Genomic DNA, 21,150 nt, shown 5'->3' with positions numbered 1-21,150 from the left:
GAGGAACTCAAGCGGGTGCGGGTGATTCCCAGCATCCGCGCGGCCGCACGTCACCGGGCGGATCGAAGCGCGATGCTACGGGGTGTCGGGATCGAAGGGCGAGTCCAGCGCCTCGCTGAGCTCGGCCAGCATCGCCTCGATCTGCGGCTCGACGTACTGCGAGATCGCCGCCTGCACGCTCAGCCGGTGCCGCAGCAGGATGCCGCAGATCTCCCGGCCGATCATGTTCGCGTACTCGTCGGCGAGCGCGACCTCCTGGCGCAGAGCAGCCTTCGCCTCGTCGCTCAGCGGAGGCAGCGGCGGCAGCTCCGCGGACGCCTCATCCGCGAGACCCGCCACGGTGAACAGGAACGGCGCACCCGGCACCGGGTCGGGGTCCAGCGGCATCCCCTCGTACTCGGGGTCCAGGCCCTCGGCGGGACGGTACGTGCGCGAGCGGTTGCGGTCGGCCTGATGGTCGAGCTCGGCCTGCAGCATCGGCAGGTTGCGCGCCGTGTACTCCGCGACGGCGTGGTCGACGATCGCCTTGATGCGGGTGGACAGACCGTGCTGCACCCCGTGCGGGACGTTCCCTCCGATCCCGGCGGCGGAGAGGATCGGCGACCCCAGGCAGCGGCGGCACGGAGCGACCCGCCCCCGATGCGTGGCGGGCTCCCAGCGCGGCACCCAGCGCAGCCAGGCGTCGACTGCCTGGCCCACCTGGGTTTCCAGTGACCGCTCCACGGTTACAGGGTACGGCCCGGAGCGCTTCGCGGCGCGGCATCCGGGCGTGTCATCCGTCGCCGTCGCCGTCGCCGTCGCGGCATCATTCCTCGTCGGCGCGCTCCCACGGCCAGTGCGGGGCGGCCGCCTTCGTGCGGCGCAGGGCGATCGCGATCCAGGCGGCGATGAGGGCCGCTCCCAGCAGCACGGCGCTCGAGCCGCGCGAGATCAGCTGCACGACGGCCTCGAGTGCGGAGTCGGTGCCCGCCCCGCCCAGCAGTGCGCTGAGACAGACGAGCACGAGATGCGCGACCGCGGTGACCAGCGCCACGGAAGGCACTGCGAGGAACGACGCCCGTCCGCGGGACAGCGTCGGCCACAGCATCCAGGAGAAGGCGCCGATCGCGCCGAACATGCCGACGATCCCGGGCCACCAGTCCAGCCCCGGCACCGCGAGGATGTCGATGTCGGCGAAGAAGCTCAGCATCCCCAGACCCAGGATGCACAGCGCAGCGAACGAGACGAAGCCGATCACCAGCGACAGAGACGCGGAGACCCCCTGCGGCGGTGTGCCGTGGGGGTCTCCGGTGGTGGTCATGGCGCCACCTTACGCGCGTGCGCGAAGGTGGAGGGCGGTTCAGCGCAGCGCGCTGGGGCCCGCCTCGAGGGTGCGCTCGTACTCGGCCTGCGCCTCCGCGTTCAGGGCCTTCTTCTTGGCGCCGCTGCGGGCGACCCACGCGCCGAACCAGATGGTGAGCTCGCGGGCGAACAGGAAGGCGGCGATCGCGAGCGGCGCGAGCAGCTGCTCGTTGACCAGCTCAGCCGACTTGCTGGGCGCGATGCTCCAGAACGGCGCCTGGAACAGCTGGCCGAGGATGTGGCCGCCGTAGGTGGCCGCGGCCACGAGCAGGCCGAGGATGACCCACTTGCCCCAGCGGGCACGATTGACGAAGGCGCCGAGCAGCCAGAACGCCAGCCAGAAGACGACCACCGGAACCCAGAAGGCCCACGTCGTCAGCGGCTTGAGGGCGGCCTCGCCGATGTTCTCGCCCGTCACGTCGCCGGCGAGGGCGCCGAGACCCAGGATCGCGCCGAGGTACAGGATGGCGAAGACCACGGCCGCGATCAGGCCGATGCCGCCTGCGGCGCCGCGGTTGCCCAGCTCCCGAGGCGGCTCGGGCGCCTGGACGAAGATCGGCTGCGGGGCTGCAGGCGGGGCGACCGGCTCGGCGGGCATGACCTGGGTCTCGGCCGCGGATGCCGCTGCTGCGGCCCCTGCTCCGTAGGCGGTGTCCGCGACGGTCGGGGTGTCGCTCACGTGCGAGGTGGCGACCTCGCCGGTGTCCGAACCGGAGGAGTACGAGTAGTCCCGTCCGACGGCGGCGGGCTTCACGTCCTCCTCGGCGGGTGCCGCCTCTTCCGCGGGCGCCTCATCGGCATCCGCGGTCTGCTCCGAAGCGGGCCGCGACTCGGCGGAGTCGGCTGCGCCGAACGTTCCGGGGTAGTCGCGCTCGGCGGCGGCGAATGCCTCCATGTCGGCGTCGGAATGCGGCTCGGCGGAGTCGGCGGGGGCGTCGGCGCGGGCCGCGGCGGCAGCGTCGAGACCCTCGTTGGCGCTTCCGACGACGTCGTCGATGTCGTTCGGCTTGTCGTTCTGGGGAACCTCGGGGTCGCTCATGGCCTCGCCTCTCCTGGATAAGGTGCACAGCGAGGGTAACGCGCGCGCAAACGCGCGCCTCGGAGGCGTGCCGACGTGTCGGTGCTTCGCCGTCCGGCGGACGTCAGCCGCCGCCGACCATCTGCTCGAGGATGAACAGCAGCCCCGGTCCCGCTCCCAGGGCGAGCCACAGCAGGCCCGCCACCGTCGCCGCGCAGAGGAGCCCGACGATCCAGCTGATCGCCAGGCTCCTTCCCCCCACGCGTGCGGTCATGGCGCCACGGTACGCCCGGCGATCGTCAACGGGCGAGCGCAACGCCGATCAGGGTCGCACCATCGCCGGCGACGACGCCCCAGGGGCGAGGAGCCTCGGCGCGCCCGTGCCGTCGGAGGGCACGGACCAGACCCCGTCGTCGACGGCGTACGCGAGTGTGTCGTCGTCGAGCCAGGCCGCCTGATCGTCGACGCTGCGGTCCTCCGCGACGGGCGTCTCCTTCATGGTCGCCAGATCCAGCACGTACAGCCGCCAGGGCGACTCGACACCCGGATCGACCCGCTTCTTGAAGGCGATCCGGCTCCCGTCGGGCGAGAGCGACGGGCACTCGACGTTCTTGCGCAGCGTGCGCGCCGTCCACGACGCCAGGTCGCCCTGGGCGAGGTAGGTCTCCCCGCCGGTGGACACCGTCACGTAGAAGGTGTTCTGGTCGTCGGCGAAGGTCAGGCCCCAGTAGTTGACGTCCTCCGGCGACCGGAACCGGCCGTCGATGTACAGGCCGAGATCCTCGACCGACTTGACCAGGAAGTCCTGCTCGAGGTCGTAGAAGCCGGTCCTGGTCGAGAAGTCGGTCGTGGCGTACTCGTCCCCGGTGACGAACACCGTCCACGACACGAAGCGCCCCTCCCCCGACACGCGCGCTCTGCTGGGCACGCCGCCGAACTCGAAGCGCTGCTGCCGCTCGAGGCGGTCGTCCAGGATGATCGCGCTGGTCATGGGCTTGACGCCGAGACGCGTGGTCAGGCACACCGCGGTGCCGCCCTCCGCGTAGAAGCGGGCGCAGTTCAGCCCCGTCCCGGTGCGGTCCGGCGCCGCACCGCCCTCACCGGCCTTCGCATCGGGTGACTGCACCACGATCGAGCCGCCGGCATCCCGCACGTACAGTCCCGGATGGTCCGCGGGCGTGGCTTCTCCGGCGACGGGCGCGCCGCCGGCGGAGGGCCTGTTCATCGCATAGGCGGTGTAGCCGACGCCGATGGCGGCGAGCACGAGCGCCGCCCCCGCCACCATCAGCATCCTGCTCCGCGCTGCGGGGCGTCCCACGGCCATCACGCCCGGCTCCCGGGATCCGATGACGGGACGATGCCCTCGTCCGCACGGCGGTCGGGACGGATGAGCACCGCGGCGACGATGACGACGGCCAGCAGGGCGGCGGCTGCGGCCGTGAACGCGGCGCCGAGGCCCCACAGCGTCCACGCCGCGCCGAACAGCACGGCCGCGAGCAGACGTCCGACGGCCTGCCCGGTCTGCAGCAGGGCGAGACCTCCGGCTCGGCGGTCCCGCGGGATGCCCGGGCCCGCCAGTGCCATCAGCACGCCGTCCGTCGCGGCGTAGAACAGTCCGAGCATCCCGAGTGTCAGCACCAGGAGCAGAGGACCGTCGATCGGCAGCAGCATGGTCGAGTAGGCGCCCAGCAGCGCCAGGTTCCCGAGCAGGAACGGCAGACGCCGTCCGATGCGGTCGGCCAGCCGGCCGAACGGCACCGCGAGCACCAGGTAGACGGCGGCGCTGCCGAGCGGAAGCAGCGGGAAGAACACCGTGTCCAGCTGCATGCGGTCCTGCAGGCCGAGGTACAGGAATCCGTCGCCGATCGTCACCATGCCGAGCAGGGTGGCCGCGATCAGCAGACGACGGTATCGCGGTTCGGCGAGGATGCCGACGGTCTGCCGCAGCGTGGGTCGCACCCCGCTGGTCGGCATCGAGGAGCGGCCCGGGACGAACGCGATGAGCACCAGCACGCCCAGCGTCGCGACGCAGAAGCTCACCATGAACACCGCGTCGAACGCGTCGGCGACCAGCCAGAGCAGCAGGAAGGCCGCGAGGGGGCCTGCCAGCGCGCCGGCGGTGTCCATGGCCCGATGCACGCCGAACGCCCGGCCCTGGTGCGCGTCGTCGACCGACAGCGAGATCAGCGCATCGCGCGGGGCGGTGCGGATGCCCTTGCCGATCCGGTCCACGGCGAGCGTGGCGGACAGTGCAGTCGTGTTGGCGCCCGCCAGGAGCAGGAAGGGCTTGCACACGGCGGACAGGCCGTAGCCGATGCCCGCGACGAGCTTGTGCCGCGACCACCTGTCGGCGACGTGACCGCCCAGGAGCCGCACGAACGCGGTGACCCCGTTGTAGAGGCCGTCGAGGAAGCCGAACTGGAGCGGGCTCATGCCCAGTCCGACGACGAGATACAGCGGCAGGACCGCCGTCACCATCTCGGAGGAGAGGTCGGTGAGCAGGCTCACCGTTCCGAGGGCGACCGCGGTGCTTCCGACTCCGGCGGCTCGGCGGCCCACCGTGCGGTGGACCGCCGAGTCGCCTTCGTCCTGCCGCGCTTTGCTGCCGGCGAGATACATGTCGTCAGTGGCAGCTGTACGTCGGGCTGGTGTCCTGCACCTGGCCGTCGATCGTGACGAACTGGGTCGTGAACGAGTCGTCGGTCAGGTTCAGCTTCAGCACGCCGTAGTCGGAGTTGTACCGGAAGAGGCTGTTCTTCTGGGGCGTGTCCTCGATGTCTCGGAGGTTGACGCCACCGAGCCCCGCGATGATCTCGACGATGCCCGTGTCGGATGCCGCGCCCGCCGACGTCTGCGGTGCGAAGCGCTCGTAGTGGTGGTCGTGCCCGTTCAGCACGAGCTCGGTGCCGGCCGCCTCGAGCTTGGTCCACACCGGCTTGCTGCTCATCTGGTTGCCGTGCTCCCCCGATGTGAACAGCGGGTCGTGGAAGTAGGCCACCGTGCACGGCTTGGTGTTGGCGGCGAGGTCGGCGTCGAGCCAGTCCATCTGCTCGTCGTCGTAGAAGAGGTTCGAGTTCAGCGCGATGAAGTGCCAGTTGCCCTGGTCGTAGCTGTACCAGCTCTTGCCCTGGGGCGTGGCCTGGGCGCCGAAGTACTGGCGATAGGCCTGCTCGTCTCCGCGGTCGGTGTCCTCGTCGTAGTCGTTGTCGTACTTCTCGTGGTTTCCCGGAACCGGGTGCGTCTTGTCCTTGAAGACGCCCCAGGACTTGGAGTAGTAGTTCTGGAAGTCGGACAAGTGGCCGTCGTCGTACTGGTTGTCGCCGAGCGTGATGTAGAACTCGGGGTCCATGGACTGCGCCAGGTCGGCGGTGAGGAAGTGCGCGCACGTGTCCTCATCGGGCGTGGAGCACTGGCCGGCGATGTCGCCGGCAGCCGCGACCGTGAACGCGCCGGAGCCGGGATTGCCGCCCGGGTCGCCGCCGTCGGTTCCCGCGGTGCCGTACACCTTCAGATCGTAGAGGGAGTAGCCGTAGCTGGTACCGCGGGCGGTGCCGTAGACGCGCAGGTAGCGGCCGGTGCCGGTCAGGGCGGTGAACTCGTCGGTGCCGCCGTTGCCAGCCGATTCCGTGGCGAGGGTCGACCAGGATGTCCCGTCCGGAGAGATCTCGACGCGGTACTTGGTCGCGTAGGCGGCCTCCCACTTCAGCACCACCTTCGACACCGTCGCACCCGCACCCAGATCGACGCGGATCCACTGCGGATCCACACCCTCCTCACTCGCCCAGCGCGACGTCGTCGCATCCGCGTCGACCGCCTTCGCCCCCTCGAAGCCCGCACCCTCCGTCGACGACGTCGCCGTCGGCCGACCCTGCGAGATGAGCGTCACCGTCCCCGGCACTCCGGACGTCGGAGTCGGAGTCGGAGTCGGAGTCGGAGTCGGAGTCGTTCCGGTGCCGTCGCCGATCTCGCTCAACGGCCAGCGCGGCGTCGGATCACTGGGGATGGAGAACGGGTCGCCGTACACCGACCACTTCAAGGGGGTGTCGAGATCCAGGTTCCCCGCCTTGAGCCATACTCGCTGGGCGTTCTCGATCCGCGAGACGTCCTCGTGCGCCTCCTCCTTCTTCATCTCCTTGACGCGCTCGTCCAGGAACGCGTTGAGGTAGGTCGTCTCATTCCCGCCCTTGGCAGGAGTCGTCGCCCTCGCCTTGGCCGCTGCACGGATGTCCTCCATGCCGTCGAACCCGTGCACGACGGCCGCGTCGTAGTACGCGAACTGTCCCAGCGCGTTGAGGTGATCCTCCAGCGCCAGGTCGACCGACGGCTCGAAGTACCACTCCCGCGTCAGATCCCGCTGCGCCCGCTGGAACGCAGGCACGTCGCCCTCCGCCTCCCATGCGGCCACGAACGCACTCCCCAGACCGGCATGCGAATCACTGCCGTCCACGGAACGCAGCGCCGGCAGGTACTTGGCGAGCGGATTGCTCGGATACTTGGCGGTGTACCGCTCGACCAGCTCCAGCATGTCGCTCGTGCCCGAGGTGAAACCGATGATCCCGCCGGTGTACCCACGGCCGTCACCGATGTCCTCGATGTACCCGTACCGGTTGTACCAATCCAGCACCGAGTTCTCCGCGGACGTGATGATCTCCTGCGCGATCTCCCTCTTCACGGGGTCGCGCAGCGAACTCAACTCGTCCGCCTGAGCGGCCCCCACCGCCAGTCCGCTGAGGGGGATGATGACCGCGGCCGCAAGCAGCGCGATCAGTGGTCTCCGTTGACGCATGATTCCTCCGGTATCGCTCGTAGTTCGGAAAACACCTTTACGATGAGTTATACCCGACACGGATCCCGATGGCAACCGTTTTCCAGACGAAGGGTTCCGTTCGCCGACGGATAGCATCCGTGTAACCGCTCCCACGCATCGGCGTGCGAGCACTCCCCCGCCCAGAAGGAAACCGTGTCCACTCGCCCGATCGGAACCAGCGTCGTCCGCGCGATCAACGCTCGTGCGGCGTTCCGGCTCCTGCTGGACCGGGGCCCGCTGAGCAGGCCGGAGATCGCCACCGCACTGGCGGTGTCCAAGCCCACTGCATCGCACCTGCTGGCGCAGCTGCGCGAGAGCGGCCTCATCAAGAGCATCGGAAACCGCGACGGCGGGATCGGACGGGCTGCGGAGCTGTTCAGCGTCGACGGCGGGGTCGCCCACGCGGCAGCCGTGGACGTGACGCCGGAGCGCATCGCGGCCGTCGTCGTGGATCTCACCGGCGCGAGGATCGGCGAGTACGTGCTCCCGACACCCGATCAGAAGGCATCCGATCCCGGCGCCCAGGTGCTCGCCGTGCTGCAGGGTGCGTGCGAAGGCACGCACGTGGAACCGGCCGGGCTGCAGCGCGTCGTCGTCGGGATCCAGGGCGCGATCGACCCCACCTGCGACCGGCTGCGGTTCGCCGCCCATCTGCCCGGCTGGCAGGATGCGGCGCTCACGTCCACGCTCCAGGAGGCCGTCGGCACGACGGTGGACATCGAGAACGACGTCAATCTCGTGACCATCGCCGAGCACGCCCGAGGCGCGGCGGTGGACCGCGACAGCTTCGCCGAGCTGTGGGTCTCGGACGGCATCGGCCTGGGATTGATGTTCGGCGGCAGGATGCTCCGCGGACGCACCGGCGGCGCGGGCGAGATCTCCGACCTGCCCCTGCCCGGCGCTCCGGTGCCACCTGACGAGAACGAGCACGGCGCCAGCGGCATGCAGGCCCTCGCCGGCGCCCCGGCACTGGGGCGCGTGCTCGCGGAGCGCGGATTCGACAGCGCGACGCCCGCCGACGCCATGCGCGCCGCAGCATCCTCGGACTCCCCCGACGCCGAGGCCGCGCTCGACGAGGTCGCGCGACGCCTCGCCCTCGGGCTGTCAGCCGTGGTCGCGATCATCGATCCGGACGTGTTCGTGCTGGCCGGAGACATCTCGGTCGCAGGAGGCGAGCGGCTCCGCAGCCTGGTCGAGCGTCACCTGCACTCCACCGTCGTCGCCCGGCCTCCTGTGCTGCTGTCCGAGCTCGTCGACGAACCGGTGCTCGCCGGTGCCGCGCACATGGCCCTCACCGCCGTGCAGGACGACCTGCTGCGGACCATCACCGGCGGGCAGCGGATCGCCCCCGCAGCCGAGCCCGCCTCCGACTGACGCACGGACGCCCGGCGGAGAGTCCGCCGGGCGTCCGTCTCCGTGGAGGGGTCAGGATGCGGATCGGCCGCGCATCCGCCAGAGCAGCCAGAGGCCGGACAGCGGGATGACCAGCAGTCCGAGCACCCACGCGCTGGACCAGATCACGTCGTACCAGGTGGGCAGCAGAGGGTTGGGAACCTCTGGCGGAAGGCCGTCGCCGCTCATGCTCCCTCCCGTCGCCTCGCCGCTCGTGGTCCACATCGTCAGGCTCGACAGCACGGAGAAGCCTCCCAGCACCAGGGGGACGACGATCGCCACGACCTTCTCCCAGGTGCGCCACAGGGAGCTGAGGGCCACCAGGACCGCGCCGACGACCCACCCCGCGAACGGGATCACGAAGCCTCCGAAGCTCAGCGTGAGCGCCGCGGCGATGGCGAAGCCGCGTGTTCGCGTCGCCGGGACGGACACCTGGTCGGCCGCAGGCGCCTGCGCGGCCGCGACTGCGGGCGCTGGAGGCACGAAGCCGCCGGCATCCATGGCCTCACGAGCGATCACGGCGGGATCGCCCAGCTGGGCGATGCGCGCCTCGGCGGCATCCGGATCCAGAGTCGAGAGCTCCTCAGTGATCCCGGCGCGGATCTCTGCGGCGATGCCGTGCGGCACGTCCCGCAGCGCCGCATCGAGCCGAGCGAGGTAGTCGGAGGTGTCGGTCATCATCATGTTTCCCTTCACAGGGGGCGAGAGACGGTCGGGCCGAAGGGTTCCTGCGGCGTGCGGCCGCGCATCCGCCAGAGCAGCCAGAGGCCGGATGCCGGGACGACCACGGCGACGGCGATGATGATGAGGAAGTGCGGACCCACGAGCAGATTGGGGACGAGCGGGTTCTCCGCTTCCGGCGGAGTGCCCGTTCCGGATGCCTCATGCACCTCGACGGCGCCCGTCGTCGTGAAGGCGGCGAACGAGAACAGCATCAGCCCGCCGAAGAGCACCACGGGGACGAGGATGGCGACCAGCTTCTCCCAGGTGCGCCACATCGAGCTCATCAGCACGAGCGCCACGCCCACGAACCAGCCCGCGACGGGCACGAGATAGCCTCCGAAGCTCAAGGTGAGCGCCGCAGCGATGGCGAAGCCGCGACTGCGGGAGACCGGGACGGATCCCGGCGATGCGACCGCATCCGGACGTGTGGCGACCGGCACTGCCGGCGGCGCGTACCCGCCGGCATCCAGAGCCTCCCGGGCGATCACCGTCGGATCGCCCAGCTGCGCGATGCGCGCCTCGGCAGCATCCGGTTCCAAGCTCGTCAGCTCCTCGGTGATGCCATCGCGGATCTCCGCGGCGAGGCCGTGAGGCACGTCGCGCAGCGCGACTTCGAGTCGGGCGAGGTAGTCGGAGGTGGCGGTCATCATCGTGTTTCCTCTCCCACGAGGCGTGAGACGGTCAGGGCGAACGGCTGCCACTGCGTGCGGAACAGCGCGAGCTGCGCGACCCCCGCGTCTGTGAGCCGGTAGTACCGCCGCACCGGACCGGAGTCCGACGGCTGGTCGAAGGTCGTGACCCAGCCGTTGTCGCGGAGTCGTCCGAGCAGCGGGTACAGGGTGCCGATGCTGGCAATGAGCCCGGACTCCGTGAGCGCATCGGCGAGCTGCCAGCCGTACATCGGCTCGCGGGCGAGCAGGCCGAGCACGCAGTACTCGACCACGCCCTTGCGCATCTGCGCTCCCACGTCCGCTGTCATGCGTCACAAGCTAGCATGCGTCACAAGACAGCACAACACAGACGGACTGGGAGCGGCTCGCTCAGGCGGGAGCGAGCCGCTCAGGAAGAGGCAGCTCTCCGACGACCCGGAGCGGAACGCGCGTCAGGCGCGCGGCATCCGCACGCCGGGCAGGCTCCACGCGGCGAACGCCGGACCCTCGGCCGCGAGCGCGACGGCGCCGTCGGATGCCGTCGCCAGCGTCGCGTCGCCGTACAGCTCTGCGGCATCCGCGGCACCGGGCAGGGCGCCGGGCGCGAGCTCGACGTCCGCTCCCCCGCGGGTCGCGAGCACGAGCACGCACTCCTCGGCGCTCTCGCGCACGAACACGACCGTCTCATCGTCGACGTGCAGCCAGCGCATCCCGCCCGTCCCCAGCACGGGGTGCGCACGGCGCAGCCCGACCAGCGAGCGGTAGGTCTCGAACACCTCGGCGAGCTCCGGCTCGTGCTGCCGCGACCACGGCATCGGCGTGCGGCTGCTCTCGCCGTCGGCGCCGGTGAGCCCGAACTCGTCGCCCGCGAAGATCACCGGCACGCCCGGCATGGTCATCGACAGCCCGACCGCCACCGGCATCGTTCCGGGCGCCGCGTTGGTCGCGAAGCGCGCGGTGTCGTGCGTGTCCAGCGGCTGCATGTTCCCCAGCCGCACCCGCCACGGGATGCCCGCCGTGAAACGGGTCACGGCATCCGCGAAGTCCCGTGCCGTGTAGCGCGGGATGCCACCGATCGGCTGCGTGAAGAACCACGGCTCGGTCACCTGCTGGCCGTCGTAGGTGAGGTACGGCGCACCGGTCGGCTCGCTCAGCCAGCCCCAGAGCGGGCGAGTGAACGCCGGGTAGGTCATGGCGCCGTGCCAGCCGTCGCCCTGCAGGTCGGTGGCCGCGTCGTTGGTCGACTCCCCCAGCACGATCGCATCGGGGTTGATGGCCCGCACGGTCTCCGCGAGCAGCTGCCGCACCTCGGCGTTCAGGTCCACAGCGCCCAGGCGACCGGTCATGTTGGCCACGTCGATGCGCCAGCCGTCGATCGAGTACGGCGGCTTCAGCCACTTGGCGACCACCGAGTCCTCGGCGGTGATGAACCGCTCGCGCAGCGCGTCGCTGGCCCAGTTGAACTTCGGCAGCGTCGGCGTGCCCAGCCACGACTCGTAGGCCGTATTGCCGGCATCCGTGAAGTAGTAGAAGCTCTCGGTCTCGGCGCCGGGGTGCCCGAGCGCCTGCTGGAACCATTCGTGCCGGTCGCCGGAATGGTTGCTGGTCAGGTCGCCGATCACGCGGATGCCGCGGGCGTGCGCCTCTTCGATCAGCCTGACGTACGCGTCCTCACCGCCGAGCAGAGGGTCGATCGTGTCGAAGCTGGACGCGTCGTAGCGGTGGTTCGACGCCGCGGGGAACACCGGAGTCAGGTAGAGCAGGTCCACGCCGAGCGCGACCAGGTGGTCCAGGTGCTCGACGACGCCCGGCAGGTCTCCTCCGTAGAACTGCTTCGACCGGCCCGGCACGACGGGGTCGACCGGGTCACCCCAGGAGGCCGGGATCGCCCAGTCCGGGGTGGGATGCTCATCGGCCTGCACGGACCGCGCGAACCGGTCCGGGAACACCTGGTACATCACCGCGCCGTGCAGCCATGCCGGCGGGGCGGGGGTGGCCGCGAGCGCGAAGTCCTCGGCGTCCAGGGTCTCGCCGGTGTGGATGCCGGTCTGGTTCAGCCATTCGACCCGCCCGTCCTCGTGCAGCAGCACGAAGCGGTAGCCGTGCCGAGGGTTTCGCACGTGGATCGGCGCCTCCCACCAGTCCCAGCCGTCGGCGGCGCCGAGCAGCACGGCATCCGTCCACTCCGGCTCGTGATCCGGGTTGGACCGGGTGCGCACCGCCCTCAGCGGACCGTACCCCGCCGGCACCCGCAGTCGCACGGAGACCGTGTCGCCGAGCGCGGGGGCGTCGTCCGAGACGAAGAGCGGTGAGCCGTCGTGATGCGGGAGGGTCATGACAGGCATCCTGCCCTACTTGACCGCACCCGCGGTGAGTCCGCCGACGATGTACTTCTGCAGCAGCAGGAACAGCACCATCACCGGGATGGCCGCCATAACGGCGCCCGCGGAGAACGCCGACCAGTCCGCATAGCGCGGGTTGGCGACGAGCTTGGTCAGTCCGACCACGAGCGTCTGCTTGTCGGGGTCGATCAGCATGATGCTGGCGATGACGTACTCGTTGACCGTGCCGATGAACGACAGGAGGGCGACCACGGCGAGGATCGGCGCGACCAGCGGCAGGATCATCGTGAAGAAGATGCGGGCGTGCCCGGCTCCGTCGATGCGAGCGGCCTCGTCGAGCTCCATCGGCAGCGTGTTGAAGAAGCCGTACATGAGGTAGGTGTTCACGCCCAGCGCGCCGCCGAGGTAGATCAGGATCAAGCCTGTGTGCGTGTTCAGCCCGATCGCGGGGAACCAGTCCCCCAGCGTCGACATGAGCAGGAAGATCGCGACCACGGCCAGCAGCTGCGGGAACATCTGCACCACCACGATGGTGACGAGGCCCACGCGGCGTCCGGTGAACCGCATCCGCGAGAACGCGTACGCGGCCAGTGCGCCCAGGAAGACCGTCACGAATCCGGTCACCGTCGCGATGACGAGGGTGTTCCAGAACCACATCGGGTACGGGTTCTTCGGGTCGGTGAGGATGCGCACGTAGCTGTCGATGCCGATGGCGGAGAACAACTGGTTCGACCCGGTGAGCGTGCCCTTGGGGTTCAGCGAGGCGGAGACCACGTACAGCAGGGGGAACACCGCGAACGCGCTGACGACGATCGCGACGACGTGGCGCCAGCCGGTGTCGCCGAACCACTTGCCGAACGAGCGGCGGGCGGGGCGCAGGTCGCGGACGGAGGAAGCGGTGCTCATGTCAGTTCAGCTCCTCGAGGGCCTTGGTCTTGCGGAAGCTGATGATCGAGATCGCCGCGACGACGATGAAGATCAGGATCGTGAACGCCGATGCCAGACCGTAGTCGCGGGTCTGACCGGTGAACGCCACCTTGTAGACCATGGAGATCAGGATGTCGGTGTGCCCGACGGGGATCGACACGTCATCGAAGCGGGGGCCGCCGTTGGTGAGCATGTAGATCAGGTTGAAGTTGTTGAAGTTGAAGGCGAACGACGAGATCAGCAGCGGCGCCACGGTGACCAGCAGCAGGGGCAGCTTGATGCTGCGGAAGATCTGCCAGGGGTTCGCGCCGTCCATCTCGGCCGCCTCGTTGACGTCGGACGGGATGCCCTGCAGCGCGCCCATGCACACCAGGAACATGTACGGGAAGCCCAGCCACAGGTTCACGATCAGCACCGACACCTTCGCCAGCGTCGGGTCGGTCAGCCAGGGGATGGATGCTCCGCCGAAGAAGACCTGGTTGAGGAAGCCGAAGCTCTCGTTCATCATGCCCGCCCACACCAGCGCCGACAGGAACGCCGGGAACGCGTAGGGCAGGATCAGCAGGATGCGGTAGCCGTTGCGGAACCGCATCCGGGTGTTGTTGAACACCAGGGCGAGCAGCAGCCCCAGGAAGAACGTGGACGCCACAGAGATCAGCGCGAACACGAACGTCCAGATCGTCACCGAGATCAGCGGCCCGCGGATCGAGGCATCCGTCACCGCCCGCAGGAAGTTGTCGAAGCCCACCGTGATCTGCCAGCCGGGAAGCAGCTGCTCGCCGTTCTCGGCGGTGAACGCGCCGACGCCGGTGTCGCGGTAGACGGTGCCGGTCTTGGTGTCGGTCATGGTCCCGGCCGCGGTGTCGTACTCGAGCGTCGACACGTACCGGTAACCGCTGCGTCCGTCGGGCGTGCGGATCGTGCCGTCGTTGGGGTCGTCGCTGAACGGGATCGACAGCTTCTCCACCTCGTCGGAACGGGAGATCACGTCGGCGAAGGACAGGCTCGTCCATCCGTCGACGGAGACCGCCCTGTCGCCGTCCATGCCTGCGCCCTGCACCTTCTGCAGCGGCTGCTCATCGGTGCCGACCCAGACGTCGCCGTCCTCGGGATCGGTGACCAGCAGGCCCAGTGCGCCGAGCTTCTCCACGACGGTCACGCCGTAGGTGGGCGAGTCCGCCACCCGCTCCTGGGCGGAGCGCATCAGCGATGCGACGGCCTGGTCCTTGCTGCCGTTGTGCCCGGTGCCGTAGTTGGTGAACCCGATGTACCCGGTGTACAGGAGCGTGAACACCTGGAACAGGATCAGGAAGATGACGCCGGGCGTCAGATACTTCGCCGGGACGTGTCGCCGGGAGAAGTAGATCCAGTTGACCAGGATCGCCACGACCACGACGACACCCAGCACGACCCATTCGGATGCCGTGTAGAGCACGAACGCCGCATACAGGGCGATCGCGTCGACGATCGCCAGAAGGCCGATCTTGAGCAGCATCCAGCCGACGTGCCCCGACGCCGCCTCGGCGATCGCGGCAGCCTGGCGCTGCTTCCTCGTGCGGGGCGCCTGCGGCGCCTCCAGCTCAGTGGCCTGGCTCATCCTCACCCCTTTGTGCACGGCTGCCAGGACGGGGCACGTGCCCCGTCCTGGCAGCGGTGGACTGCTTCACTCGACCGCGGCCGGTCGGCCGCGATCGGTCGCGATCACTTCTTGATCGCGCCTGCGACGTCGTCGGCCAGCTTGGCCCACGTGGCCTGCGGGTCCGCGCCCTTGATGATCGCGGCCTCGGCGACGCCCCAGAACTGCCAGACCGAGCCCATGGCGGGGATCGCGGGCATCGGCACCGCATCGGCACCGACGGCCTGGAAGCCGGCGATGATGGGGTCGGATGCCGCCTTGTCGGCTGCTGCGGTGAGTGCGGGCAGCACGTTGCCGGCCTTGAACAGCTCGAGCTGGACATCGGACGTACCGATGTAGTTCACGAGGAAGTCGTTCGCGGCGACCTTGTTCTTGGACTCGGAGCTGACGAAGAAGCCCTTCACGCCCGCGAACGGGGAGGCTGCCTTGTCGGTGGGGCTGGGGATCTTGTCGATGGCGACCTTGATGCCCGCGTCCGTGGCCGCTCCGACGTTCCAGGGGCCGGTCAGCCAGAAGGCGGCCTTGCCGTCGAGGAACTGCTGCTTGGCGATGTCACCGTCGATGTCGGTGTTCAGAGTGCCGGCCTTGCCCTGCGCTGCCAGCCAGTTCGCGAAGGCGATGCCGCCGTCGTTGCCCAGCTGCAGGTTGGTCGGGTCGTAGGAGCCCTGGGCGTCGGTGCCGAAGACCGGGGCGCCGAACGCGGTCTGGAACGGGTACAGGTGGTAGGGGTTGCCCTCGGCGCCCTGCTCGACCACGAACGGCTGGTCGAGGCCGGCCGCCTTGCCCTTCGCGATCATGTCGTCGAAGCTCGTGGCGGCCTCGGGAACGATGGCGGTGTTGCGCAGCACGGCGATGTTCTCGACCGCGTAGGGGAGCATGTAGACCTTGCCCTCGTAGGTCGAGGCCTGCAGTGCCACGGGCAGGTAGTCCTTGGACGCGTCGCCGAGCTCGAGCGGAGCCACGACGCCGTTGGTGGACAGCTCGCCGAGCCAGTCGTGCGCACCCATGGTGATGTCGGGGCCCTTGCCGGTCGGCACCTGCTGGATGAAGTCGTCCTTGATGTTGTCGACGTTCTTGCCGACGATCTGGACCTTCACACCGGTCTTCTTCTCGTACGCCTCCGCGGCGCCCTTGACGGCGTCGACGCGCTCCGAGTCGACCCAGACGACCAGCTTGCCGGCCTTCGCGGAATCGCCGTCCGCTCCCTTGTCGCCCGTGTTCGCGGACGAGCAGCCCGCGAGCGCCAGCGAGGTCAGGACAGTGATCGCGCCGAACGCCGCGATGCTCCTCTTGGTCACCTTCATTGGTGGGTGCCTCTCTCGATGTAGTGGGGCCTGCGTGATTGCAAGCGCTTACAGTATGCATCGCTCGGACACGGTAACGCAATGGAAGGAATCGTCGATATGAACCTGTTACTCGGGAAGTCGGGCACTCCAACAGCTTGAAAGCGCTTCCAACCAGACGATGAAACGGCATCCTCGATAGACTTCGGGCATGGCTGACAGCTCATTCGACATCGTGTCCAAGGTGGATCACCAGGAGGCGGACAACGCCCTCAACCAGGCCCGCAAGGAGATCGAGCAGCGCTACGACTTCAAGGGCACCGGCGCCTCGATCACGTGGAGCGGCGAGCAGATCGTCATCGTCGCGAACTCCGAGGAGCGCGCGAAGGCGGTGCTGGACGTGTTCCAGTCGAAGCTCATCAAGCGCGGCATCTCCCTGAAGAGCCTGGAGTCCGGCGACCCCGTCGCCAGCGGCAGGGAGTACCGCCTGACCTCGACTCTGAAGGACGGCATCTCCAGCGAGAACGCCAAGAAGATCGGCAAGATCATCCGCGACGAGGGTCCGAAGGGCGTGAAGTCGCAGATCCAGGGCGACGAACTGCGCGTGCAGTCCAAGAGCCGCGACGACCTGCAGTCCGTGATCGCGCTCCTGAAGGGCAGCGACCTCGACATCGACCTGCAGTTCATCAACTACCGGTGACCCGCGGCCGCCGTCATACCGGCATCCCGCCTCTCCTCAGACGTCCGCGCACCCGCTAGGCTGGGGCCCAGCGGGGCGTTAGGGGACGCTCCGCCCGGGATTCGTGGGGAATCCCTGGGTCATTGGGGAATCTGGGGGTCATCGGGGTGTCCGTCGACGAAGAACAGCGGCTGGGGTCCGCGAGCACGGCGAAGAAGCAACTGCTGGCCGAGGGGGTGTTCCACCTGATCGGCGAGCGCATCGTCACCGGCGAGCTCGCGCCCGGGGATCGCATCCGCGACGCCGACGTGGCGCGCGAGCTGTCGGTGTCGCGCACGCCCGTCCGGGAGGCGCTGCAGCGGCTGGAGCGCATCGGCCTGGTCACGATGTACCCCAGCAGGTACACCGAGATCAGCCGCCTCACGCCCGAGACGATCCGGATGTCGCACGACTTCGCCGGTCTGCAGGCGGGCGTCATCGTGCGGCTGTCCTGCTCGCGGCTGACGGCGGCCGACCATGAGACGCTTTCGCCGATGATCGCGAGGATCGCGGCGAGCGTCGACGACCCCGCCGCCTGTTCGCAGGCGCGGCGCGAGGTGATCGGCTACCTCGCCGCCCGGAGCGGCAACACCCTACAGCAGTCGCTGGTCGACGAGGCCTCCATGGCCCTCGCCCGAGCGCTGCGCGGCTTCGCGATCACCCCCGAGCACAGGCCTCGTCTGCTCGACGCCTGCGGCGAGCTAGACCGGGCGCTGCGCGATGGGGATGCGGATGCAGCGGAGCAGGCCTGCCGCGTGATCTACGACGTGGCGTGAGCCAGGGCATCCGCTCGGTCAGCGCGACGCCACCCAGCCGGTGACCCAGCGCTCCAGCCGGGCGTAGGCGTCCTCCCGAGCCTCGTGGCGCGACAGGAACACGTCGTGCAGCGCGCCGTCGATGCGCTCGACCGTCACCGACGAGCCCAGCCGCAGGGCGGCGCGGGCGATGTCGTCGACGACCAGCACGCTGTCCGCCCGCGTGAGCTCGTCCGACCAGCGCCGCGGCACGGCCGTGCGCGCCGACAGCAGCACGCAGATCGGGGCGTCGATGTGAAGGCCGGCCGAGACCATCCGATGCCCCTGCAGGATCGCGTGCAGCCACGCGGCGTGCACGGTCATGGTCTGCTCCGGGCGCCAGGCCAGATCGACCTCCATGGGATCCTCGGGATCGGCCACCTCGTTCTGCGCCCGCGTGTAGAACCCCAGGTCCACCTGCGGCGCGGCATCCTTCGGCCACCACCGCGCCTGCAGCTCGACCATCGGCGCGATCGCCGGGCGCGCTGCACCGAGCTGGAACTCCAGCCAGGGCGAGTTGAGGATGACGGCGTCGACCTCGTCCGGATGCCGGGACGCCCACAGGCTGAGCGTCAGCCCGCCTGTGGAGTGCCCGAGCAGCACGAGGCGGCGCCCCGCTGCATCCCCTCGCGCCGCGAGCGCGGCCTCGATGTCGGCGTCATACTCGGCGAGGTCCGTGATGAACCCCGGAGTCTGACCGGGACGCAGGCTGCGGCCGTACTTCCGCAGGTCGAGGGCGAAGAAGCGCGCGCCCCGCGAGGTCCAGAACCGGGCCAGGCGCTTCTGGAAGAAGTAGTCCGACCATCCGTGCACGTAGAGCACGTCGACGTCCGCGAGCGGACGCCGGTCGCGGAGGCTCCACCACGGTCGCGGCTCGGGCAGTGCGCGCACGACCGTCGCGACCACGTCGCCCTCGGCATCCGGCTCCAGCGGCAGCGTCAGCTGCTGGAACTCGTCGCCGAGCACATCAGGAACCCACTCGCCCATGAGGTCAACCTATCGGTCGGCCGGACGGCGCTTCGAACCCACGGATCAGCGGAGCGCTCACTCCCCGCGCGAGACGCGGACCATCTCGTCGCGCGGCACGAGCTTGACGCGCTCGCGAGCACTCTCGTGGGCCTCGCCCAGGGCGATCTCGTGCGCGTCCAGGCGGTGCCACCCGTCCAGGTCGGTCCACTGGACGCCGCGCTCGGCGAGCAGCGCGGGGATCGCCTCGTCGGACGGGTCCTCGGGGTGCCACCACGAGCCCTGGTCGTTGATCAGGTGCTGCACGGTCTCCATGGCATCCGACTTGGTGTGGCCGATCAGGCCGACCGGACCGCGCTTGATCCAGCCGGTCGTGTAGATGCCGGGCACCCGCTGGTTGGACTTGGTCTCCAGCACCTGGCCCTCGCGGTTCGGGATGACGCCGTGCTTCTTGTCGAACGGCACACCGGCCAGCGGAGAGCCGAAGTAGCCGATCGCGCGGTACAGCCCCTGCATGGGGACCTCGCGGAGCTCGCCCGTGCCGACCGCGCCGCCGGCGCCGTCCGACTCGGTGCGCTCGTAGACGAGGGCCGCGACACGGCCGTCCTCGTCCTTCTTGACCTCGACCGGGCGCGCCCAGAAGTGCAGGTGCAGACGACGGGATGCCGTGCCTCCCGCGTTGTTCACGGAGTCGAGCTTGCGCCAGGACTGCATGATCCGGTCCATGACCATGACCTGCTTGTTGCTGGCGACCGCCTGCTGGGAGGCCTCGTCGTACTGGAAGTCCTCGTCGTAGACGACCATGTCGACATCGCGCAGCTCGCCGAGCTCGCGCAGCTCGAGCGGGGTGAACTTCACCTGCGCCGGGCCGCGACGGCCGAAGACGTGCACGTCGGTGATCCGGCTCGCCTTCAGCCCCTGGTAGACGTTGTCGGGGATCTCGGTGACGAGCAGGTCGTCGGCGTGCTTGGCGAGCATGCGCGCCACGTCCAGCGCGACGTTGCCGTTGCCGATGACGCCGACCGACTCGGCATCCAGGGTCCACTCCGGCGAGACGTCCGGATGCCCGTCGAACCAGCTCACGTACTCGGCTGCGCCGAAGGAGTGGGCCGCGTCGATGCCGGGGATGTCCAGGGCGGAGTCGCGCACCGCGCCTGTCGCGAAGATGACCGCGTTGTAGTGGCGCTTGAGGTCCTCGAGCGTGATGTCGGTGCCGAAGTGCACGTTGCCGAACAGGCGCATGTCGCCGTGGTCGATCACGTTGCGCAGCGCGTTGATGATGCCCTTGATGCGCGGGTGATCCGGCGCGACGCCGTAGCGGACCAGGCCGTACGGCGCCGGGAGCTGCTCGAAGAGGTCGATGGAGACATCGAACTTGCGCTCGGCCTTGAGCAGGATGTCAGCGGCGTAGATGCCCGCCGGTCCCGCCCCGACGATGGCCAGCTTGAGCTTCGTCAATGGGGTTCCTTCCGTCAGCTGCTGCGATCGGCCAGAGTCTCCGCGAACCGGGTCAGCGACTCGCGCACGGTGCCCTTGGGCAGCGGTGCGAGCGCGGCGACGGCATCGGCCGTCCAGGTGCGGGCGAGCTCCATGGTGCGCCGGGTGGCGTCATGATCGCGCAGTTCTGCGAGCGGCCCGTCGAGGACGGCGGGATCCGCCCCCTCGGCGATGCGCGCGACGCCCTCGTCGATGCGCGCGGCCAGGTCGATGTCGGCGGGCGCCGTGCCGGTCTTCAGCAGCAGCGAAGGCATGGTGGGCACGCCGGCCCGCAGGTCGGTGCCGGGAACCTTGCCGGTCTCCTCGGCATCCGCGGAGAGGTCGATCACGTCGTCGAGCAGCTGGAAGGCGACGCCGACCTTCTCGCCGTAGACGCGCAGCGGCTCCTCGTACTCGGCGGGGGCGCCGGAGAAGATCACGCCGCCCTGCGTTGCCGCGGCGATCAGCGAGCCGGTCTTGTCGGCGAGCACCTGGATGTAGAACTCGATGGGGTCGTCGCCCGGCTGCGCGCCCACGGTCTCGTGCATCTGACCGAGCACGAGGCGCTCGAAGGTGTCCGCCTGCAGGCGCATCGCCCGCTCGCCGTGCCGCGACATGATCTGGCTGGCGCGCGAGAAGAGGATGTCACCGGTGAGGATCGCGACGTTGTTGCCCCACACGCCGTGCGCGGCCGGGACACCGCGTCGGGTGTCGGCGCCGTCCATGACGTCGTCGTGGTACAGCGAGCCCAGGTGGGTGAGCTCCAGCGCCTTGGCGATGTCGATCACGGCCGCGCTGTTGCCGTCGCCGAGTTGGGCGGTCAGCAGCGTGAGCACGGGGCGGATGCGCTTGCCACCGGCCTCGTAGAGGTAGCGGGCCACGGCGTCCGCGACCGGGTCCGCCATCCTCAGCTCGTCGGCCAGACCCGCCTCGACCAGGTCGAGGCCCTCCTCGATGCGCGTGGCGATGCGTCGCGCGGCGGGACCGAGGAAGACGCGGTCGCTGAAGCCGAGTCGGCTCGCCAGTCGCGTGCCCGGGGAAGCGGGGCTCGAAGTCACGTGTTCCAGCCTACCTGCG

At 69.6% G+C, this 21,150-nt stretch carries 20 protein-coding genes; 3 read left to right on the top strand and 17 right to left on the bottom strand.

Annotated elements, in window-relative coordinates; all coding sequences use genetic code 11:
* Window positions 1–75 precede the first annotated feature (75 nt).
* The 7 genes from ACTJJ4_RS09355 to ACTJJ4_RS09325 all read right to left on the bottom strand — a co-directional run bounded on the left by ACTJJ4_RS09355 (window position 76) and on the right by ACTJJ4_RS09325 (window position 7,145).
* A complete protein-coding gene (locus ACTJJ4_RS09355) occupies window positions 76–723 on the bottom strand; it encodes a spermidine/putrescine ABC transporter substrate-binding protein (RefSeq protein WP_285637131.1) in 648 nt (215 codons plus the stop codon).
* A gap of 82 nt (window positions 724–805) precedes the next feature.
* Window positions 806–1,300 (bottom strand): hypothetical protein, encoded by a 495-nt coding sequence (locus ACTJJ4_RS09350; protein ID WP_440943076.1) that lies wholly within the window; start codon window positions 1,298–1,300, stop codon window positions 806–808.
* 39 nt (window positions 1,301–1,339) lie between these two features.
* On the bottom strand, window positions 1,340–2,380 hold the full coding sequence (locus ACTJJ4_RS09345; protein WP_440943075.1) for an ABC transporter: 1,041 nt from the start codon (window positions 2,378–2,380) through the stop codon (window positions 1,340–1,342).
* Between the two features lie 103 nt (window positions 2,381–2,483).
* Window positions 2,484–2,633, bottom strand: coding sequence for a hypothetical protein (locus tag ACTJJ4_RS09340; protein ID WP_285637140.1), 150 nt, complete (start codon window positions 2,631–2,633; stop codon window positions 2,484–2,486).
* A gap of 48 nt (window positions 2,634–2,681) precedes the next feature.
* The gene (locus tag ACTJJ4_RS09335) at window positions 2,682–3,683 is read right to left on the bottom strand and encodes a TolB family protein (RefSeq protein ID WP_440943074.1); all 1,002 of its coding nucleotides are present in this window, start codon (window positions 3,681–3,683) and stop codon (window positions 2,682–2,684) included.
* Entirely contained in the window at window positions 3,683–4,978 is a 1,296-nt protein-coding gene (locus tag ACTJJ4_RS09330) for an MFS transporter (protein WP_440943073.1), read from the bottom strand. Before ACTJJ4_RS09330 ends, ACTJJ4_RS09335 begins: the two co-directional genes overlap by 1 nt.
* A 4-nt stretch (window positions 4,979–4,982) precedes the next feature.
* A complete protein-coding gene (locus tag ACTJJ4_RS09325) occupies window positions 4,983–7,145 on the bottom strand; it encodes a chitosanase (RefSeq protein ID WP_440943072.1) in 2,163 nt (720 codons plus the stop codon).
* Window positions 7,146–7,319: 174 nt separating this feature from the next.
* Here ACTJJ4_RS09325 and ACTJJ4_RS09320 point away from each other — a divergent pair, with 174 nt between their 5' ends.
* Window positions 7,320–8,540, top strand: coding sequence for an ROK family transcriptional regulator (locus tag ACTJJ4_RS09320; protein WP_440943071.1), 1,221 nt, complete (start codon window positions 7,320–7,322; stop codon window positions 8,538–8,540).
* A gap of 51 nt (window positions 8,541–8,591) precedes the next feature.
* On the opposite strand, the gene ACTJJ4_RS09315 is transcribed toward ACTJJ4_RS09320, so the two are convergent.
* The 7 genes from ACTJJ4_RS09315 to ACTJJ4_RS09285 all read right to left on the bottom strand — a co-directional run bounded on the left by ACTJJ4_RS09315 (window position 8,592) and on the right by ACTJJ4_RS09285 (window position 16,140).
* Window positions 8,592–9,242 carry an HAAS signaling domain-containing protein gene (locus ACTJJ4_RS09315; RefSeq protein WP_440943070.1) on the bottom strand — a complete coding sequence of 217 codons (651 nt, stop codon included), beginning with the start codon at window positions 9,240–9,242 and terminating at the stop codon, window positions 8,592–8,594.
* 8 nt (window positions 9,243–9,250) lie between these two features.
* On the bottom strand, window positions 9,251–9,931 hold the full coding sequence (locus ACTJJ4_RS09310) for an HAAS signaling domain-containing protein (RefSeq protein ID WP_440943069.1): 681 nt from the start codon (window positions 9,929–9,931) through the stop codon (window positions 9,251–9,253).
* Complete coding sequence (locus ACTJJ4_RS09305) at window positions 9,928–10,260, bottom strand: PadR family transcriptional regulator (RefSeq protein WP_440943068.1); 333 nt, start codon at window positions 10,258–10,260, stop codon at window positions 9,928–9,930. Before ACTJJ4_RS09305 ends, ACTJJ4_RS09310 begins: the two co-directional genes overlap by 4 nt.
* 123 nt (window positions 10,261–10,383) lie before the next feature.
* Window positions 10,384–12,276, bottom strand: a complete 1,893-nt coding sequence (locus ACTJJ4_RS09300; protein WP_440943067.1) for a glycoside hydrolase family 13 protein — start codon at window positions 12,274–12,276, stop codon at window positions 10,384–10,386.
* A 6-nt stretch (window positions 12,277–12,282) separates the two neighbouring features.
* On the bottom strand, window positions 12,283–13,179 hold the full coding sequence (locus tag ACTJJ4_RS09295) for a sugar ABC transporter permease (RefSeq protein ID WP_440943066.1): 897 nt from the start codon (window positions 13,177–13,179) through the stop codon (window positions 12,283–12,285).
* A 1-nt stretch (window position 13,180) separates the two neighbouring features.
* Window positions 13,181–14,797 (bottom strand): ABC transporter permease subunit, encoded by a 1,617-nt coding sequence (locus ACTJJ4_RS09290; RefSeq protein WP_440943065.1) that lies wholly within the window; start codon window positions 14,795–14,797, stop codon window positions 13,181–13,183.
* 104 nt (window positions 14,798–14,901) lie between these two features.
* Window positions 14,902–16,140, bottom strand: a complete 1,239-nt coding sequence (locus ACTJJ4_RS09285; protein WP_440943064.1) for a sugar ABC transporter substrate-binding protein — start codon at window positions 16,138–16,140, stop codon at window positions 14,902–14,904.
* A 190-nt stretch (window positions 16,141–16,330) separates the two neighbouring features.
* Between ACTJJ4_RS09285 and ACTJJ4_RS09280 the strand changes: the two genes are divergently transcribed.
* Window positions 16,331–16,819, top strand: a complete 489-nt coding sequence (locus ACTJJ4_RS09280; protein ID WP_440943063.1) for a YajQ family cyclic di-GMP-binding protein — start codon at window positions 16,331–16,333, stop codon at window positions 16,817–16,819.
* A 146-nt stretch (window positions 16,820–16,965) separates the two neighbouring features.
* On the top strand, window positions 16,966–17,613 hold the full coding sequence (locus ACTJJ4_RS09275; RefSeq protein WP_440943062.1) for a GntR family transcriptional regulator: 648 nt from the start codon (window positions 16,966–16,968) through the stop codon (window positions 17,611–17,613).
* 18 nt (window positions 17,614–17,631) lie between these two features.
* Here ACTJJ4_RS09275 and ACTJJ4_RS09270 read toward each other — a convergent pair whose 3' ends face one another.
* Genes ACTJJ4_RS09270 through ACTJJ4_RS09260 form a run of 3 tightly spaced genes read right to left on the bottom strand, consistent with a single transcriptional unit; the run spans window position 17,632 to window position 21,131 of the window.
* Window positions 17,632–18,618, bottom strand: a complete 987-nt coding sequence (locus ACTJJ4_RS09270) for an alpha/beta hydrolase (protein ID WP_440943061.1) — start codon at window positions 18,616–18,618, stop codon at window positions 17,632–17,634.
* A gap of 57 nt (window positions 18,619–18,675) precedes the next feature.
* Complete coding sequence (locus ACTJJ4_RS09265; RefSeq protein ID WP_440943060.1) at window positions 18,676–20,055, bottom strand: FAD-dependent oxidoreductase; 1,380 nt, start codon at window positions 20,053–20,055, stop codon at window positions 18,676–18,678.
* 14 nt (window positions 20,056–20,069) lie between these two features.
* Window positions 20,070–21,131: a polyprenyl synthetase family protein gene (locus tag ACTJJ4_RS09260; RefSeq protein WP_440943059.1), complete on the bottom strand. Its 1,062-nt coding sequence runs from the start codon at window positions 21,129–21,131 to the stop codon at window positions 20,070–20,072.
* Window positions 21,132–21,150: the final 19 nt, after the last annotated feature.

Source organism: Microbacterium sp. 22195 (assembly GCF_052056515.1).
Lineage (GTDB): Bacteria > Actinomycetota > Actinomycetes > Actinomycetales > Microbacteriaceae > Microbacterium.
The sequence above is the reverse complement of the archived record's forward strand: the minus strand, read 5'-3'. Positions and strand labels throughout refer to the sequence as shown.